The sequence below is a fragment of the Arthrobacter sp. 210 2 genome, from assembly GCF_059093025.1.
Map to the genome: position 1 here is coordinate 209,319 of NZ_JBNHIE010000001.1, position 16,832 is coordinate 226,150.

General features: G+C 65.5%; 15 protein-coding genes. 4 read left to right on the forward strand and 11 right to left on the reverse strand.

What is annotated here, in order from left to right; translation table 11 throughout:
- Positions 1-3: 3 nt before the first annotated feature.
- The 3 genes from AC5RWA_RS00990 to AC5RWA_RS01000 all read right to left on the reverse strand — a co-directional run bounded on the left by AC5RWA_RS00990 (position 4) and on the right by AC5RWA_RS01000 (position 1,420).
- Complete coding sequence (locus AC5RWA_RS00990; RefSeq protein WP_115524854.1) at positions 4-192, reverse strand: hypothetical protein; 189 nt, start codon at positions 190-192, stop codon at positions 4-6.
- Between the two features lie 120 nt (positions 193-312).
- Complete coding sequence (locus tag AC5RWA_RS00995) at positions 313-606, reverse strand: GIY-YIG nuclease family protein (protein ID WP_079597577.1); 294 nt, start codon at positions 604-606, stop codon at positions 313-315.
- 136 nt (positions 607-742) lie between these two features.
- Positions 743-1,420 (reverse strand): Crp/Fnr family transcriptional regulator, encoded by a 678-nt coding sequence (locus AC5RWA_RS01000; protein WP_009359192.1) that lies wholly within the window; start codon positions 1,418-1,420, stop codon positions 743-745.
- Between the two features lie 251 nt (positions 1,421-1,671).
- Here AC5RWA_RS01000 and AC5RWA_RS01005 point away from each other — a divergent pair, with 251 nt between their 5' ends.
- Complete coding sequence (locus tag AC5RWA_RS01005) at positions 1,672-2,856, forward strand: MarP family serine protease (RefSeq protein WP_494056195.1); 1,185 nt, start codon at positions 1,672-1,674, stop codon at positions 2,854-2,856.
- Between the two features lie 21 nt (positions 2,857-2,877).
- Here AC5RWA_RS01005 and AC5RWA_RS01010 read toward each other — a convergent pair whose 3' ends face one another.
- Positions 2,878-3,660 (reverse strand): polysaccharide deacetylase family protein, encoded by a 783-nt coding sequence (locus AC5RWA_RS01010; protein WP_079597575.1) that lies wholly within the window; start codon positions 3,658-3,660, stop codon positions 2,878-2,880.
- A 341-nt stretch (positions 3,661-4,001) separates the two neighbouring features.
- On the opposite strand from AC5RWA_RS01010, the gene AC5RWA_RS01015 reads away from it, so the two are divergent.
- A complete protein-coding gene (locus AC5RWA_RS01015) occupies positions 4,002-5,132 on the forward strand; it encodes an acyltransferase family protein (protein WP_494056196.1) in 1,131 nt (376 codons plus the stop codon).
- Here AC5RWA_RS01015 and aroQ read toward each other — a convergent pair.
- The 5 genes from aroQ to AC5RWA_RS01040 all read right to left on the reverse strand — a co-directional run bounded on the left by aroQ (position 5,129) and on the right by AC5RWA_RS01040 (position 11,368).
- Positions 5,129-5,593, reverse strand: a complete 465-nt coding sequence (gene aroQ, locus AC5RWA_RS01020) for a type II 3-dehydroquinate dehydratase (protein ID WP_079597573.1) — start codon at positions 5,591-5,593, stop codon at positions 5,129-5,131. The genes AC5RWA_RS01015 and aroQ overlap by 4 nt on opposite strands.
- Before the next feature lie 129 nt (positions 5,594-5,722).
- On the reverse strand, positions 5,723-7,918 hold the full coding sequence (locus tag AC5RWA_RS01025) for an alpha-galactosidase (RefSeq protein ID WP_494056197.1): 2,196 nt from the start codon (positions 7,916-7,918) through the stop codon (positions 5,723-5,725).
- Positions 7,919-8,108: 190 nt separating this feature from the next.
- Entirely contained in the window at positions 8,109-9,446 is a 1,338-nt protein-coding gene (locus AC5RWA_RS01030; protein ID WP_494056198.1) for an ABC transporter substrate-binding protein, read from the reverse strand.
- Between the two features lie 44 nt (positions 9,447-9,490).
- Positions 9,491-10,417, reverse strand: a complete 927-nt coding sequence (locus AC5RWA_RS01035; protein WP_494056199.1) for a carbohydrate ABC transporter permease — start codon at positions 10,415-10,417, stop codon at positions 9,491-9,493.
- Positions 10,418-10,426: 9 nt separating this feature from the next.
- On the reverse strand, positions 10,427-11,368 hold the full coding sequence (locus AC5RWA_RS01040; RefSeq protein ID WP_115524849.1) for a carbohydrate ABC transporter permease: 942 nt from the start codon (positions 11,366-11,368) through the stop codon (positions 10,427-10,429).
- Between the two features lie 210 nt (positions 11,369-11,578).
- On the opposite strand from AC5RWA_RS01040, the gene AC5RWA_RS01045 reads away from it, so the two are divergent.
- Both AC5RWA_RS01045 and AC5RWA_RS01050 read left to right on the forward strand, forming a co-directional pair.
- Positions 11,579-12,784, forward strand: coding sequence for a Gfo/Idh/MocA family protein (locus AC5RWA_RS01045; RefSeq protein ID WP_494056200.1), 1,206 nt, complete (start codon positions 11,579-11,581; stop codon positions 12,782-12,784).
- A 10-nt stretch (positions 12,785-12,794) separates the two neighbouring features.
- Positions 12,795-13,814 (forward strand): LacI family DNA-binding transcriptional regulator, encoded by a 1,020-nt coding sequence (locus tag AC5RWA_RS01050; protein ID WP_115524883.1) that lies wholly within the window; start codon positions 12,795-12,797, stop codon positions 13,812-13,814.
- A 9-nt stretch (positions 13,815-13,823) separates the two neighbouring features.
- Here the strand turns inward: AC5RWA_RS01050 and AC5RWA_RS01055 are convergent, their stop codons facing one another.
- Entirely contained in the window at positions 13,824-14,612 is a 789-nt protein-coding gene (locus tag AC5RWA_RS01055) for a DeoR/GlpR family DNA-binding transcription regulator (protein ID WP_494056201.1), read from the reverse strand.
- A gap of 95 nt (positions 14,613-14,707) precedes the next feature.
- Positions 14,708-16,708 carry an acetate--CoA ligase gene (gene acs / locus AC5RWA_RS01060; RefSeq protein WP_494056682.1) on the reverse strand — a complete coding sequence of 667 codons (2,001 nt, stop codon included), beginning with the start codon at positions 16,706-16,708 and terminating at the stop codon, positions 14,708-14,710.
- Between the last annotated feature and the right edge of the window lie 124 nt (positions 16,709-16,832).

A 16,832-nucleotide genomic window follows, 5' to 3' on the forward strand; every position in this document is an offset into this window, starting at 1 on the left:
AGGCTAGATTTTAGGGAGCGTGGAGTAGGGGCGGCTGGGAAGCACCCCCGCAGTCCAGGGCCGGATAGAAGGCTCCAGCGGAATCTGGCCGCGGCCGTCGCGGATCACCAGGGCCACCGTCCCGGCAATGGCAGCCAGGGACGCCAGGCCGAGCAGGATCAGGAAGACCGCCAGGGCCACAGACATCGCCATGCACCTCTAGGCTCAATTTTACCGCCGCTTCGGTGGCTGAGCAGTCGAAACTGAAGCACGTTCCGGTGGTTGAGCTTGTCGAAACCGAAGCACGTTCCGGTGGTTGAGCTTGTCGAAACCCTATTCACGACGCGGCCTGCTGTGATTCGCCGACAGCCCGGGCAACGTGCCATACGTTCCGGCAATCAGCGCTTCCCGTTTGGCGCGGCTCCAACCCTGGACCTGTTTCTCCCTGGCGAACGCTTGGTCGATACGGCTAAATTCTTCGAACCATATGAGTTCGACAGGGCGTCGACGCCGGGTATAAACGGCTCCTGCACCTGTCTGGTGTTGTGCGAGGCGAACTTCGATGTTTGTTGTGCTGCCTACGTAATAGGACCCGTCAGAGCATCGGAGCATGTAGGTGAATGGCATGGGCCGATTCTCCTGCGCCTGGACTGTCTAGAGGAGGGACAGAGGCGGCTATGTGGAAAGGCACTTGGGTTTCGACAGGCTCAACCACCGAACGGCATGCAGAAGGCCGCCCCGAGGGGCGGCCTTCTTGCGGTGCTTAGCGGGAGCGCTGGCGGAGGCGCTGCATGTCCAGGATGACTACGGCCCGGGCCTCCAGGCGGAGCCAGCCGCGCTGGACGAACTCGGCGAGGGCCTTATTCACGGTTTCGCGGGAGGCGCCCACCAGCTGCGCCAGCTCTTCCTGCGTAAGCTCGTGGGCCACCAGGACACCGTCGGTGGCGGGGCGGCCAAAGCGGTCGGCCAGGTCCAGCAGTGCTTTGGCGACGCGGCCGGGAACGTCGGAGAACACCAGGTCCGAGAGGGAGTCGTTGGTGCGGCGCAGACGGCGGGCCAAAGCCTGCAGGAGCTGGGCCGAAACCTCGGGGCGCGTGCGGAGCAGGTTGTTCAGGCTCTCGTTCTTCAATCCGGCCAGGCGGGTCTCGGAGACCGCGGTTGCCGTGGCGGTGCGAGGGCTGGGATCGAACAGCGCCATTTCGCCGAACAGTTCACCCGGGCCGAGGATGGCCAGGAGTGATTCGCGGCCGTCCGGGGAGGTGCGTCCCAGCTTCACCTTGCCGGAAACGATGAAGTAAAGCTGGTCACCCTGGTCGCCCTCGCGGAAAACAGATGCGCCGCGGGAAAGGTCCACCTCGGTGAGCTCGTCCGTCAGCAGACGGAATGCGTCGTCGTCGAGCGTGGCGAAAAGGGGTGCTCGGCGCAGTACCTCGATGTCCATAAAATCTCCTGAGTAAAAGTATCGGCTGTGGCGCTTGTGCCATTGTTTCAGAATTTTCAAGGTTCTGTGACGAACTTGGCAGCCGAAACGCCCCTATGGCGGGCCCAAACGGTGCGATCGGACGCATTTCACCGGCCCGTTACGGCCCGTCCGGGAGCGCCATGCGGGTGCCCGGCAGCAGAAGCAAACCCACAGATGATTGTCAGCCACCGCCATTAGAATGAGGTTTCAACTGTTTATAAGGAGCCTTCGTGGTCGGCTTGACTGTCCTGGACCTGATCTTGATCCTGGCCCTGCTGTCCTACCTGGTCTACGGCCTCCGCAACGGCTTCCTCGTGACGGCGGGCGGCATCGCCGGTTTTGCTGCCGGCGCCGTGGCGGCCTTTTTCGCTGTTCCCCTGGTCAGCGGCTTCGTTGAGGACTCCGGATGGAGGCTGACCGCCATCGTGGCGACCGCCGTCGTCCTGGTGGTCCTGGGGCATGGCCTGGGCACCATGGTGGGCCGGCAAATACGCGGCGCTATGCGGATCCGGCCCCTGCGGGCAGCGGACCGGCTGGTGGGCGGCGCCGCCAATGTTGTGGTTTCCGCGCTGGTCATGTCCATGCTCGCGTTCAGCATCAGTTCACTGGGTGTGCCGCTCGTTTCCCAGCAGCTGGCGGAATCCAAGGTCATCCGGTTCATCGACGGGCTGACCCCCACCCCGGTCAAGGCCACCATGGCGCAGCTGCGCTCGGCAGTTATTGGCAACGGAATTCCCACCCTCATTGAGGGGCTGGAACAGGGCCCTGTAGTTCCCGTGCCCAATGCCAGCACTGACACCCCTGCCTTGAACAGGGCGGCCGAGTCCGTCCTGAGAATTGCGGGCACGGCCTACGAATGCGGCCAAAACCAGACCGGCACCGGCTTTGTGGTTTCCGAGGATCGCGTGGTGACGAACGCGCACGTTGTGGCGGGCGTGTCGCAGCCGGTGGTGGAATTGCCCGACGGCGGCGCGATGCCGGGCCGCGTGGTCTACTTCGACACCAAGCATGACCTCGCGGTACTGGCCGTGGAGGACCTGCCGTCGCAGCCGCTGCCACTGAGCACAGACCTGCCCGGGGGCAGCCCGGCGGCTTTCGCCGGCTACCCGCACGGCGGTCCCTTCCAATCGAAGCCGGCCACCGTGCAGGACATCACCACCGTGCTGGTCCCCGACATCTACGGCAGCAACCCGACCCCGGAGGAGATCTACCGGCTGGCCGGCGACGTGCAGCCGGGTAATTCCGGCGGGCCGCTGCTCACAACGGACGGCCAGGTGGCGGGCGTCATCTTCGCCAAGGCCACCTCGGACACGGACATGGGCTTCGCCATCACCATGGATGACCTGAATCCGGTCGCCGCGCAGGCCCCGGCGCTGACGTCGCCTGTTTCCTCCGGGCAGTGCATCCAGAAATAGCCAGCCCGCGCAGGTGGCGGGTCAGCCTGGCAGGTTTACTGATGCCTGCGGCAAGGCTTCGGCGGCGCCATCAGCGACCGTGACAATGCCAAGGCCGCTGTCCCTGACGGCTTTCATGTCGGCATCGAGTACGGCGGTGTCCGTGGTGTAGACGCCGCCGCCGATGTTTTCGCCCACTTCGTGGTAGCCCAGGATCAGCCAGGCGTTGTAGAACTTGGCGGAATTGATCCACCCCTGCACGGTTGCCGTGGTGGTGGTGGCGTCAACGAACTTCACCCTCAAGTTATAGGGGTCATAGTTGAGGCGGGTGTTGAAGCCGGAGTCGTCCGTCCCGTCGTCGTCATAGGCCCGCTGGTTGGAGTAGACCTGCCTGATGGCCGCCAGGGTTGCGTCGTTGTATTCGGCATAGGGCGAGGCGAAGCTGGTGGCCGCCGCCGGTCCGAACAACTGCCGCAGCGTAGCCTGGCTTTCCCTCAGCTCCGCATCGAGCTGGCCGGCCGGGACCTCGCGAAGGTGCGCGTGCGTCACAGAGTGGGACGCGATCTCATGGCCGCGGTCCGCAAAGTCCTGGATCTGCTCCTGCGTCATGTACGTGGGCTGTTCGTCAATGGCTCCGGAGTGGATGTACATGGTGGCCGGAATTCCATACTTGTCCAGGATGGGCAGCGCATTCCGGTGCTGGCTGGCCCAGCCGTCGTCGAACGTGACGCTGACCATGCCGCGGCTGAAGCCGGCATCCCCGGTGAAGCCGCCGAGGGTAAGCACCAAAAACACGGACGTCAGCAGAACAAAAAGTTTTCGCATTGGGCACCCCGAAGGCCTGGCATGTGCACCGGCGGATCGGTCGTGGATCCGCTTATTTTATGTATCGGGACGAGGTCCCTTACTGCAGCCCTAACAGCCGCATTGTCCGCCCTGGCCGGGCTCCCCGGCGTAAACGAATAGTATTCTGCACGTGCTTTTGGGGTCGAGGGCCTGGGCTACCCAATCCCAAAGAAGGGGGGTTCCCGCCGGCCTGCCCCACATCCGGCCCGGGATGCAGGTATGGCAAGGGAAAACTTCGAGTACTTCCTACAGATGCCCGCGTCCGCTGGTGCTTCTACTGTTGTGCGGAAGCAAGGCGGCAACCCGGGAGGAAGGAAGCCATGTCAACTGGTATCCAGGCACCACCCGGGCGGGACCGGTACCTGGATACCCTGCGTGCAGTGGCACTGGCCCGGGTGGTTGCCTTCCACAGCTTCTCGGGTGCCGTCTGGATGAGCCTCGTGTTTCCCTCAATGGGCGTGATGTTCGCCCTGGCAGGGGCCCTGATGGCCCGTTCGCTGGACCGGCCCGCTGCGGGGGTCCTGAAAAGCCGGGCCCGGCGGCTGCTGCTTCCGCTCTGGCTCTACGCCGTCACCGTGCTGGGCCTGCTGTTCCTCACGGGATGGCGGCCATGGCAGGAGGAGGAAGGCTACTGGCTGGACCTTGCATTGTGGTTCGTTCCGGTGGGCACCCCGCCGTTCCCGGAAAGCGCGGGAACAAATGATGTCCTGACCGACTCCTCATGGGGTTTCCAGGCCGAGGAGATCCTCTGGTACATCCGGGCCTACTTCTGGTTCATGCTGCTCTCGCCGCTGCTGCTCAAGGCGTTCCGCCGGTTTCCCTGGGTTACCTTGCTGGCCCCGCTTGGACTTCTGGCTGTCCTGACCCTTGAAAACGCGGCATTGCCGGAATGGGCGAACAATCCCGTCACCGACTTCATCACCTTCGGTTCGTGCTGGGTCCTCGGCTTCGCCCACCACGATGGCCTGCTGCGCAAACTGCGGTTCCCTGTCGTGGCGGTCCTTGCCCTGGCCCTCATGGTGCTCGGACTCGCGTGGACGGCCACCCACCCTAGCGACGAAGGCTGGAACCTGAACGAGATCCCGCTCGCCCAGGCCCTGTGGTCCTTGGGGTACTGCGCCGTGCTTCTGCGGCTTTCCCCGGTCTGGCCGGCGTTGCCCGGGCGGATGAAGATCCTCGACGGCGTTGTAACGCTCGTCAACAACCGGGCCATCACCATCTACCTGTGGCATAACCTGCTGCTCGTCGCCGCGGTCCCGCTCATTGACCTCGGCTGGGAAAACCCGGTCCTCAGCGAGGCCTTTCCCTGGCTGCTGGAAAGCGACTGGCTGCTGTTCCTCATGGTCTGGCCGCTCCTGGGAGTGGCCATCCTGTGCGTGGGCTGGGTGGAAGACCTGGCCGCCGGCAGGACACCACGGCTGTGGCCCGCAGGGGCCGGAACACGCAGCTAGAGGACTTCGCCCAGGTAGTCGATGGCCAGCCGGTACCCGGTGACGCCTGCGCCCACGATGACCGCCGCGCACACGGGCGAGAGGTACGAATGGTGCCGGAATTCCTCGCGCTGGTGGACGTTGGTGATGTGCACCTCGACGGCGGGAAGCTGCACGGCGGCGAGGGCGTCACGGAGTGCCACGGACGTGTGGGTAAAAGCGCCGGCGTTGATCACGATACCCGCGGCCGTGCCCCGGGCCGCGTGGATGACATCCAGCAGGACGCCTTCATGGTTGGACTGGACACATTCCACGTCGAAGCCATGGGCCTTCGCTGCGGCGGCGGCCAGCTGCTCCACGTCTGCGAGGGTTGAGGTGCCGTACTTTTCCGGCTCGCGGGTGCCCAGGAGATTCAGGTTGGGGCCATTGATCACAAGGATGGTGCCGCGGCCGGCGTCGACGGCGGAGGAGGCTTCAGTCATGCAGGCAAATCTATCGTCGGAGCTACAGCCAAAAGAAACGCGGGGTCACTTGGTGCCCGTTCCGGCGTTCGGAATGGGCGATAAATGACCCCGCGTTGCTTGGAAACGCCGGGACAGAGCACTCGCCTGCTAGAGGGCGGTGACCTTCAACAGCAGCGCGTGCTCGGGGTTGAGGATGGGCATGGGAAGCCCCACCTCGGCAAGGAACCTGCCGCTTGCCGCCGCACCGTCGGACAGCCACGCCGGCGGCTGGACCTGGGTGAAGGTGTGCACGTAGTCGGCGTCGCCCGGCGCGGGGAAGATTGCCTCCACCCGGTAGCTGCGTTCCGCATCCAGGCCGGGGAGTCCAATCCGCCCGGGTTCCTCGGCCGCGGAGGTGCGGATGCTGACCAAAGCGAACAGGGCCGCCGTCGTACCTTTTACAACTGGCGTGCCGGCAGCAGCAACGCCGTGCAGCAGGAGCGCGTCGGAAGGGACGTCGGCGTGGACCCGGCGGCCGCTGTGGATCAGGTCCCGGTGCTCCTTGTACAGGCCCACGAGGCGCCGCAGTTCCTCACGCTCCTCGCCCTGCACGCCGCGGACGTCCCACTCCATGCCGAAGTGCCCGAACAGGGCGGTAATGGCGCGGAAGGACAAATCGTGGGTCCGGGCCGTGGTGTGGGACGTGGTGGGGCCGATGTGGCTGCCCACCAGCTCCGGCGGGACCACGGCGCCGGTCCAGCGCTGGATGGTCTGCCGCTCCAGCGCATCGTTGCAGTCCGACCCCCAGATCCGGTCGGTCCGTTCCAGGATGCCCAGGTCCACCCGGGCGCCGCCGGAGGAGCAGCTTTCAATCTCGACGCCGGGGTGCGCCTTGCGGAGCTCGTCGAACAGGCGGTACGCGGCGAGGGTCTGTTCGTGGACCGAGGAGCGGCCGGCGTGGCCGTGCTCCAGCAGGTCCCTGTTCTGGTCCCATTTGAGGTAGCTGATGTTGTTGCCGGCCAGGAGCGCGTCGATGCGGTCGTAGATGTACTGCCAGGCCTCAGGGTTGACCAGGTCGATGATGTGCTGGTTGCGCCATTCCAGGGGCAGCCGGCCGCCGTCCTTGTGCTGGATGGCTGAGGGGCCAACGATCCAGTCCGGATGCGCCCGGGCAATGTCCGAGTCCAGGTTGACCATTTCCGGTTCCACCCACAGCCCGAACTCCATCCCGCGGGAGGTCACCGCCTCGATCAGCGGCGTCAGGCCGTTCGGCCACAGGGTCTCATCGACGTACCAGTCACCGAGGCCGGCCTGGTCGTTGCGGCGGCCGCGGAACCAGCCGTCGTCGAGCACGAAGCGCTCCACGCCGAGATCGGCTGCCGATTCGGCGAGTTCGATCAGCGTGTCCAGGTTGTGGTCAAAGTAGACGGCTTCCCAGGTGTTGAGCACCACGGGGCGGGGCTTGCCGGCGGGCAGGCCGGTGGACGCGGCGGGGAGCACGTGGTGCGGGCGGGACCGGAACCAGCTGTAGAAGGCGCCGGTGATCCCGTCCAGTCCGGCGTCCGAGTAGGCGGCGAACAGTGCCGGGGTGGTGTAGCTGCCGCCCGGTGCAAGGACCACCTCGGCGGGGCCCAGGAGCTCCGAGCCGCCGATCATGGTCCGGCCGTCGCCGATGGTGTCCGCGAACTGCTCATGGTTGCCGCTCCAGGCCAGGTGGGTGGCCCAGACCTTGCCGTGGCGGTTGCCGAAACCCGGGGTGCCGGCGGCGAACAGCAGGGAGGAATCGTGGCCGGTGCGGCCGTGCCGGCCGGTGCGGACCCAGGTGCCCTGCTGGATGGCCCGCCGCTGCGGATGGCGCTCGCGGCACCAGCGGCCGGTCAGGTCCAGGAGTTCGACGGCGTCCGGCGCCACCGGGAGGACGGTGGCCAGTTCGTCCACCTGGAAGGGGGTGGTGCCCTCGTTGGTGACGGTGTGGCGCAGTTCCAGCAGGCCGCCGTCGTGCAGCGTCAGGTTGGACGAGACGCTGATGCCGGTATCGGCGTCGGCCTGGACAATCTGTGCACTGGAGCCCTCTGAGGTGACCGAGGTAGTACGGAGGCGGGAGGAGAAGTCCAGGCCGGAGCCGCCGTCGGTGATCCGGGAGCCACGCAGGGCGGGACGGCCGCGCCAGGAGGAGGAAGCCTGGGGGAGCAGGCCGGCGGGGACGCGGGCGTCGATGGCGGAGTGGGGGACCGGGCTGGTGAGGATGGCCAGGTCCGGCAGGGTGGCACCGAGGTCGGCGCCCCAATGGATGACCTCAGCCTCCCCGCTGTCGAAGATGATCACCAGGCTGGTGCCGGCGGAACGGAGGTGCAGGGGATCCATAGGAAAGTCTCTTTCATCGTTTGTGCTGGGCGCCGGAAGACGCGGGTACGGGGTGTTTCGGTAGCCGGGAAGGGGTAGCCGGATGCCGCCGCCGCGAGGATGGGACGGCGGCATCCAGCCCGGTGGCTGCGACCACAAACGCAGCCACGGATTGGGATGGCGAAGCAGTGCCTACTTGAAGAAGCAGTGCCTACTTGAAGAGGGCGTTGACCTGCTCATTGGCCTGGGAGAGGGAGCTGGCGGGCGCCTTGCCGGAGACCACGGCGTCCATGGCGGGCTCCATAATGCCCTTGACCTTGGCGGTGTTGTCCGTGATGGGGTACAGGAATGTGGTCTTGTCCTTGACGTGCTCCGTGAACGCGGTGACATCCACACCCTTGGCCTTGAAGGCTTCAGCTGCCTTGTCCGAGGACGCCTTGAGTGCGGGGAAGACCACGGCGTTGGAGGCGACGACATCCTGGCAGTCGGCGGACGCGAGGTATTCCACCCACTTGATGGCTGCGTCCTTCTTTTCGGTCCCGGCCCAGATGGAATCTGCCAGGCCGTTGAACATCGACGCGCGCTCGCCCTCGGGGCCAACGGGGGTGGGAGCGATGCCCACCTCAATGCCCTTGTAACCGGTGTACTGGCCGATCATCCAGGATCCATGCGCGTTGATGGCGGACTTGCCGGCTGCGAAGGTGTCCGCCATGGCCGCGCCCACGGTGGTCTCAAGCTTGGGCATGTAGCCCTTCCCGGCCAGCCCTGCGAACCAGTCCATGCTCTCCTGGAACTTGGGGTCGTCGTAGTTGTACTTGGTGCCCCACGGGTTCTTGTCGGTGTGGGACCAGCCGGTGGTGTTCGTCAGGTAGCTCCACTCCGTCTGGCCGGAGGAGTCGCCGCCGCCGTTCAGGCCCAGCCCGTAGACGTCGACGTTGTTCTTGTCGAAGCCTGGCTCATCGCCGCGTTTTCCGTTCTTGTCCACGGTGAGGTGGGCGATGACCTTCTCGTAGGTGCCGCCGTCTTCGGGGTTCCACGTGAGGTCCTTCATCTGGTCCTCGGTGATCCCGGCGCCGGCCAGCATGGCCTTGTTGTAGAACAGGCCGATGGTGTCCCAGTCCTTGGGCAGGCCGTAACGCTTGCCGTCCTGGCCCACCCAGAGGTCTGCAAGGCCCTCGTTGTAGGCGGAGAGGTCCACATTGTCCTTTTCGACGGCGTCGTCGATGGCCAGCAGCTGGTTGTTCTCTGCCAGTTCGCCGTAGCGGCCCAGGTGGTTGGTGAAGACGTCCGGTGCGGTGCCGCCCACGAAGCCGTTGGTCAGTGTGGACCAGTAGTCGTCCCAGCCGCGCTGGGTGATCTTGACCGTGATGTCAGGGTTGGCCTTCGTGAAGTCGTCAGCACACTGCTGATAGGCGGGGAGCTGGTTGGCATCCCAGAGCCAGTAGCTGATCTCGCCCTTGGCGGCTTCTTCTGACGAGGATCCGCTGCAGGCAGACAGGGAGAGTGCCACAGCTGCGGCGACGGCAACGGCGCCGAGGGATTTCTTCATGGTTCTACTTTCCGTTCGGGGGTATTGGCGGGAGGTGGGATTGCTTATTTGATGCCGGAGAAGCCGATGGAGTTGACGATCTTCTTGCCGAAGGCCGCGAACAGGATCAGCACCGGCAGGGCCGAGATGAGGGTTGCCGCCATGAGGCCGGACCAATCCGGTGCGCCCTGCGGCGACTGGGACTTGAAGACGCCGAGCCCCACCTGGAGGACCCGGACGTCGTCCTGGGAGCCGACCAGCAGGGGCCAGAAGTATTCGTTCCACTGGCCGATGAAGGTGAGCAGCGCCAGGGTGGCGATGGGGGCTGCGGCGTTGGGAAGCACAATCTGGAAGAAGATCCGGAGGTGCTTGGCGCCGTCGAGCATGGCCGCTTCCTCCACCTCACGGGACATGTTCAGGAAGAACTGGCGGAGGAAGAAGATGGCGAACGGCGTCATGAAGACGTACGGCAGGACCATGCCGAGCATCGTGTTGAGCAGGTCCAGGTTCTTGATCAGCAGGAAGTTGGGGAGCGCCGTGAAGATCGGCGGGACCAGCATGGTGCCGAGGAAGAGGCTGAAGACTGCATTGCGGCCCTTCCAGCGCAGCCGGGCGAAAGCGTAGGCGGCCATCGCGCTGAAGAACACGGCGCCGGCGGTGGTGATGGAGGAAAAGATGATCGAGTTCCGCAGGTAGAGCCAGAAGTCGATGGCGGCACCCGAGCCGCCTTCGGCCACGGCTTCCGCCGGTGACTGCAGCCCGAAGACCCGTTTGAAGGCGCCGAAGGTGAACTCCGCCGGCAGCAGGCTGGCGGCGCTGGAAGCCAGGGCATTGTTGGTGGACAGTGCGGTCCTCAGCACCCAGAGGAAGGGCAGGACGGAGACGGCGATGGCGAGGACCAGGAGGGCCCAGGTGCCCGCACGGCGGGCGTTGAACGGACGACGGCGGCGGGTTCCGGCCGGCAGCGTTGCGCGGCTTGCGGTGGTGGTCATGCGGGACTCCTAGTCCAGGTCCGATTCGTTGCCCTTGAGGAACTTCATCTGGATGAAGGCCACCAGGGCGAGGATGAGGAAGAGAATGACGGCGATGGCGGATCCGTAGCCGAAGTCCGACTCGGTGAAGGCGCGCTGGTAGATGTAGTACTGGATCACGCGGGTGGCGTTGACCGGGCCGCCTGCTGTGGTCACGGCTACGGTGTCGAAGACCTGGAACGAACCGATCACCGTGACCACGAGGACCAGGACCAGGACCGGGCGCAACAACGGGATGGTGATTTTCCGGAAGGTCTGGAATGCTGAGGCGCCGTCCAGTTTGGCCACCTCATAAACGTGGCCCGGGATGGCCTGCAGCCCGGCAAAGATCAGCAGTGCCGTGTAGCCCATATGGCGCCAGGTATTGATCAGGGCCTGGGTGGGAATGGCCCACTCCTCGCTGCCGAAAAAGGCGACCCGGGGCAGCCCGCTCCACTCGATGAACTGGTTCACTACGCCGATCTGGTAGTCCAGCATCCAGAACCACAACAGTGCGGCGATGACGTTGGACATCAGGTACGGCAGCAGCAGTGCCCCGCGGATGATCGTGGACTTTGCCACCTGGTGCATCAGGAGGGCCAGGCCCAGGGCCAAGGCCGTCTGGAGGAGGATGTTCAGGAAGACGTACTGTCCTGTAACGGCGAGGGAATTCCAGAACAGCGGATCCTTGGCGATGGCCGTGTAGTTGTCCAGGCCGATCCATTCCGGATCACCGAGGATGTTGTATTCCGTGAAGCTCAGGTAGATGCCGCGGATGGTTGGCACGACGTAGAAAAAGACGAACCCGATGAGCGCCGGGGCGATGAAGAGCAGTGCGATCCTGAGGTCCCCGAACCGGCGGTAGCTTCCTAGCGGCTTGGGCGAAGCCGCTGCCGGCGACGCCGCTCTGGGGTGTTTGGCAAGGGTGGTCATCTTCGACCCTTTCCTGACTGTGATGTGAGTAACAACTGGGATGTAATCTACACGAGTAGATTTGCGGGGGCAAGCTTTTGTCTTTCCTTGCGGCAAGGAGTGATTTTTGCATTCGATGGGTTGTTGACTCGAGTAGATACGGGTGAAACACTGGCCTTCCTGAAGGACAGCGCTTGCCCGGCGCTGCCAAAACTTCCCGGAAGGAAGACAATGACGTTCTCAATCGGCGTAGTAGGAGCCGGCCAGTTTGGCAGCCAGTTCGCCCACCTGTTCAACCTCCACCCCGGCGTCAGTGCCGTTCACGTGGTTGACGAGCTTCCGGAGCGGGCTGCGGAAGCGGTGGACCGCTATGGGCTGGCCGGTTCACAGGCAAGCTTTGAAGAGCTCCTGGCCTCCGAGGTCGACGCCGTTGCCATCTTTACGCAGCGCTGGACGCACGGTCCCCTGGTGGAGCAGGCCCTCCGTGCCGGCAAGCACGTGTACTCGGCTGTCCCGATGGCTGTTTCCGAGGACGAAATTGCCCGCATCATCGAGGCTGTCCGTGACACCGGGCTGGTCTACATGATGGGGGAGACCAGCTACTACAACCCCGCCACTGTCTATGCGCGCAAGCAGCTCGCTGAGGGAAAGTTCGGCCGGATTTTCTATGCCGAAGGCGACTACGTCCACGACATGGACCTGGGCTTCTACGAGGCCTACCAGTACAGCGGCGGGGACCGCTGGAAGGAAACGGCCAGCTACCCGCCCATGCTCTATCCGACCCACGCCGTGGGTGGAGTACTCGGTGCCGTTCCCGCCCATGCGGTCAGCGTCAGCTGCGTCGGAGTCAGGGATGACCGCAACGACGGCGTCTTTGACAAGGACGTCAGCATGTTCGGCAACGACTTCTCCAATGCCACGGCCCTCTTTGAGCTCAACGACGGCGGGGTCATGCGCACCAATGAGATGCGCCGGGTGGGCTACCCCTCACACATCCGGGAGTCCCGGTTCCGGTTCTTCGGCACCGAGGCCAGCTTCGAACAGCTCGCGAAAGTCACCGTGTGGCAGGACAAGCGCAACGTCCACGACATCTCCGAGCAACTCGAGACCCGGCCCAGCATTTCCCTGGACGATCCCTCGCTCGCCAATGTGGCGCCCGAGCTGAGGGATGCCTTCGTCTCCGGCCTGGCACCTGTCCACGACCCGGAACGGCTTCCGCAGGAGTTCCGCGGCGCGCCGAACGGGCACGAGGGAAGCCACCACTTCCTGGTGGATGACTTCGTCACGGCCGTCAACAACCGCACCCTGCCGCCGGTGAACGCCTGGGTGGCAGCCCGCTTCACCCTGCCCGGAATCGTGGCGCACCAGTCAGCTTTGCAAAGCGGCGCACGGCTTCCCATCCGTGACTTCGGCGATGCCCCGGGTACTTGTACCTAACATGGACAGCATGACTTCTCCGGCAGCGCAGGCCACACGGGGCCCCGTGACCCGCAAGGACGTGGCGCGATACGCCGGCGTGAGCACCGCCGTCGTCAGTTACGTTGTCAACGGCGGGCCCAAGAAGGTGGCGCCTGCCACCGAAGCCAAGGTCCAGGACGCCATCCGCGTCCTGGGCTACCGTCCCAACGCGGCGGCCCGTGCGCTCAAGCTGGGCTCCAGCGAGACGCTGGGGCTTGTGGTTCCGGATATCTCCAACCCGTTCTTCTCGCTTTTCTCCCATGCCGTGGAGGATGCCGCGGCAGAACTGGGATACGCCCTGGTGTTGAGCAACTCCGACGGGAACCTGGCCAAGGAGCGGCGGAATATCCGCAACCTTGCCGCCCGGCAGGTGGACGGCGTGCTCCTGGCCAGCGTCCTCTTCGAACCGGACCTGGAGGTCCTGGAAACGGCGGACATCCCCTCGGTCCTGCTCAACCAGGAGCGGGATGCGCCGGGGTTCAACAGCATCGGCGTGGATCTCGCGGCGGGCGCCCGGATGGCCGTGGAACACCTGATCGGCCACGGCCACACCAACATAGGCCTGGCGATGGGCACCAACGTTTCCGGGTCCACCGACGGCCGTGAAGTGGGATGGCGGGAAGCCCTGCAGGAGGCCGGCCTGCCGGAGGGGCCGATTGTCTACAGCGCCTTTACGCGGCCCGGCGGTTACCTTGCCGGCCAGCGGCTGCTGGCTTCCGTCAACCGGCCGACGGCGATTTTCGCCACCTCCGACATGCAGGCGATCGGCCTGTTGCGGGCAGTGCACGAAGCAGGGCTGTCCATCCCCGGCGGGATGGCGGTAGCTTCCTTTGACGGTTCCGCCGAATCCGAATACTCCTGGCCTCCACTGACCACGGTGGAGCAGCCGGTGGCCGTGATGGCGGAAGCCGCGGTGGCGGCACTGGTGGGAGCCAGCCGCGGGGAAAAACCGCAGCACCGGATCTTCCCCACGAAACTGCACATCCGCCAATCCTGCGGCTGCCCCTGAAGGTTTTAGTCAGAGGCCGGCGAGCCTCAGCCGGCCTACCCGTTCCTGCAGGATGCGCTGAGCCTCCGGACTGAGGCCTTCGTCGCTGATGACTTCGTCGACTTCCTCCAGGGAAGCGATGGAGCTGATGCCCAGCAGGCCCCACTTGGTGTGGTCAGCCAGGACCACAGTCTTGCGCGCAGCCGCCACGAAGGCGCGGTCCGTTTCCGCCTCCAGCAGGTTGGGGGTGGTGAACCCGGCGTCGGCGTCCATCCCATGGACGCCGAGGAACAAAACATCCAGGTGCAGCTGCTTCAGCGCGCCCGTGGCGATGGGGCCCACCAGCGCATCCGACGGGGTCCGCTCGCCGCCGATCAGGATGACCGTGGACGCATAGCGGGCGGAGCCGGCGGACGCGGCGTGGTGGAACAGGTCCGCGATGCGTACCGAGTTGGTGACAACAGTGATCCGTGGCCCGCCGGTGAGTTCCTTGGCCAGCGCCCAGGTGGTGGTTCCGGCGCTCAGGCCCACCGCCATGCCCTCCTGCACCAGGCTGGCCGCCTCAACCGCGATGGCCTTTTTCTCGTCGGTCAGCTGGGTGGACTTCAGGTCGAATCCCGGCTCATGGGTGCTGGTGTCACCCGGGACCTTGGCGCCGCCGTGGATCCGCTCCAGGCGCCCGCCTTCTTCCAGCACCTCAATGTCCCGCCGCACCGTCATCAGGGACACCCCCAGCTGCTGGGCCAGGTCCGAGACCCTCACCACCCGTTCGCGCTGGAGGGCGTCCAAAATGGCCTGGTGGCGTGCGACGGCGAGCATTCGGGCGGTTCCTTCGGGGCAGGCGACGGGGCTGCTCCCAGCATACGGCGACGGCGCCGCCCACCGAGTGGGCAGCGCCGTCGTCGCGGGGACTTCTATTTCCTGAGCGACTGGGCGATCTGTTGCATGATCGTCGGATCGGAGAGGGTGGTGGCGTCGCCCGGGTCGCGGCCTTCTGCGACGTCCTTGAGGAGGCGGCGCATGATCTTGCCGGACCGGGTCTTGGGCAGCTCCGGGACCACCAGGATGTTCTTCGGTTTGGCGATGGGTCCGATTTCCTTGCCCACGTGGTTCCGGAGTTCCTGGACGGTGTCGTCGCCGCCATTGACCGCGTCACCGCGGAGGATGACGAACGCGACGACGGCCTGGCCGGTGGTTTCGTCCGCGGCTCCGACGACGGCGGCTTCGGCCACGGCGGGGTGGGAGACCAGGGCGGATTCGATTTCGGTGGTGGAGAGCCGGTGCCCGGAGACGTTCATGACGTCATCCACCCGGCCCAGGAGCCAGACGTCGCCGTCTTCGTCCTTCTTGGCGCCGTCGCCGGCGAAGTACATAGTTTCGAACCGGGACCAGTAGGTGTCCTTGAACCTCTCCGGGTCGCCCCAGATGCCCCGGAGCATCGCGGGCCAGGGTTCGCGGATCACCAGGAATCCGCCGTGGCCGTTGGGCACCGATTCGCCCATCTCGTCCACGACGTCCACGGCGATGCCGGGCAGCGGGACCTGGGCGGAGCCGGGTTTGGCGGCGGTGACCCCGGGCAGCGGGGCGATCATCTGGGCGCCGGTCTCGGTCTGCCACCAGGTGTCCACGATGGGGGCCTTGTCCCCGCCGATGACGTTCCGGTACCACATCCAGGCTTCGGGGTTGATGGGTTCGCCCACGGAGCCGAGGACACGGAGGGAGGTGAGGTCGTACTTGTCCGGGATTTCCCGGCCCCACTTCATGAACGTCCTGATGGCGGTGGGCGCGGTGTAGAGGATGGAGACCTTGTATTTTTCGATGATCTCCCACCAGCGGCCCTGGTGCGGGGAATCCGGGGTTCCTTCGTACATGACCTGGGTGGCGCCGTTGATGAGCGGGGCGTAGGTGACGTAGGAGTGGCCGGTGACCCAGCCGACGTCGGCCGTGCACCAGTACACGTCCGTGTCCGGGTGCAGGTCGAACACTGCCTTGTGGGTGTAGGCAGTCTGGGTGAGGTATCCGCCGGTGGTGTGCAGGATGCCCTTGGGCTTGCCGGTGGTCCCGGAGGTGTAGAGGATGAACAAAGGGTGCTCGGAGTCATGCCCGACGGCGGTGTGCTCGGCGGAGGCTGCCTCGACGGTGTCGGCCCACCAGTGGTCCCGGCCCTCGGTCCAGTCCACGTCCTGGCCGTTGCGTTTGACCACCACCACGTTCTGCACCGTGTGGCCGGCCTTGGCGAGGGCTTCGTCCACCGCGGGTTTGAGGGCGCTGGGCTTGCCGCGGCGGTAGGTGCCGTCGGCGGTGACCACGAGTTTGGCTTCGGCGTCATCGATGCGGGACCGCAGCGCGTCGGCGGAGAACCCGCCGAACACCACCGAGTGCACGGCGCCGATCCGGGCGCAGGCCAGCAGCGTGATGACCGCTTCGGGGATCATCGGCAGGTAGACGGCCACCCGGTCGCCCTTGGCCACGCCCAGGGATTCGAAGGCGTTGGCTGCCTTCTTCACTTCCTCGGTCAGCTGCGCGTAGGTGTAGGAGCGGGTATCGCCCGGTTCGCCCTCGAAGTGGATGGCCACCCGATCGCCCCGGCCGTTCTCCACGTGCCGGTCCAGCGCGTTGTAGGCCGCGTTGACCTCGCCGCCCACGAACCATTTGGCGAACGGCGGGTTGGACCAGTCCAGCGCCTCATCGAAGTCCTTGCTCCAGGTGAGCAGCTCCCGCGCCTGCTTCGCCCAGAAAGCCGGCCGGTCGGCGTCGGCCTCCTGGTACTCCTCAGCGGTGACAACCGCGTTGGCCGCGAACTCCGGCGAAGGCGGGAAGGTCCGGGTCTCATGGAGCAGGTTTTCAAAGGCATCGCCCTGCTGTGCCGAGCCTGCGGGAACGGTGGCCGTGGAGCTTGGAGTGTCCTGGGACATGTGAACCTCATCATTCATCGATCTTTGCTGCGCGGCATGGTGGCTGCCGGCCGGGCTCCGCCGCACGCACGACGTTGGGCACCGGCCGATCACGGACATACCGCAAAGAGCTGTTCCGGAATCA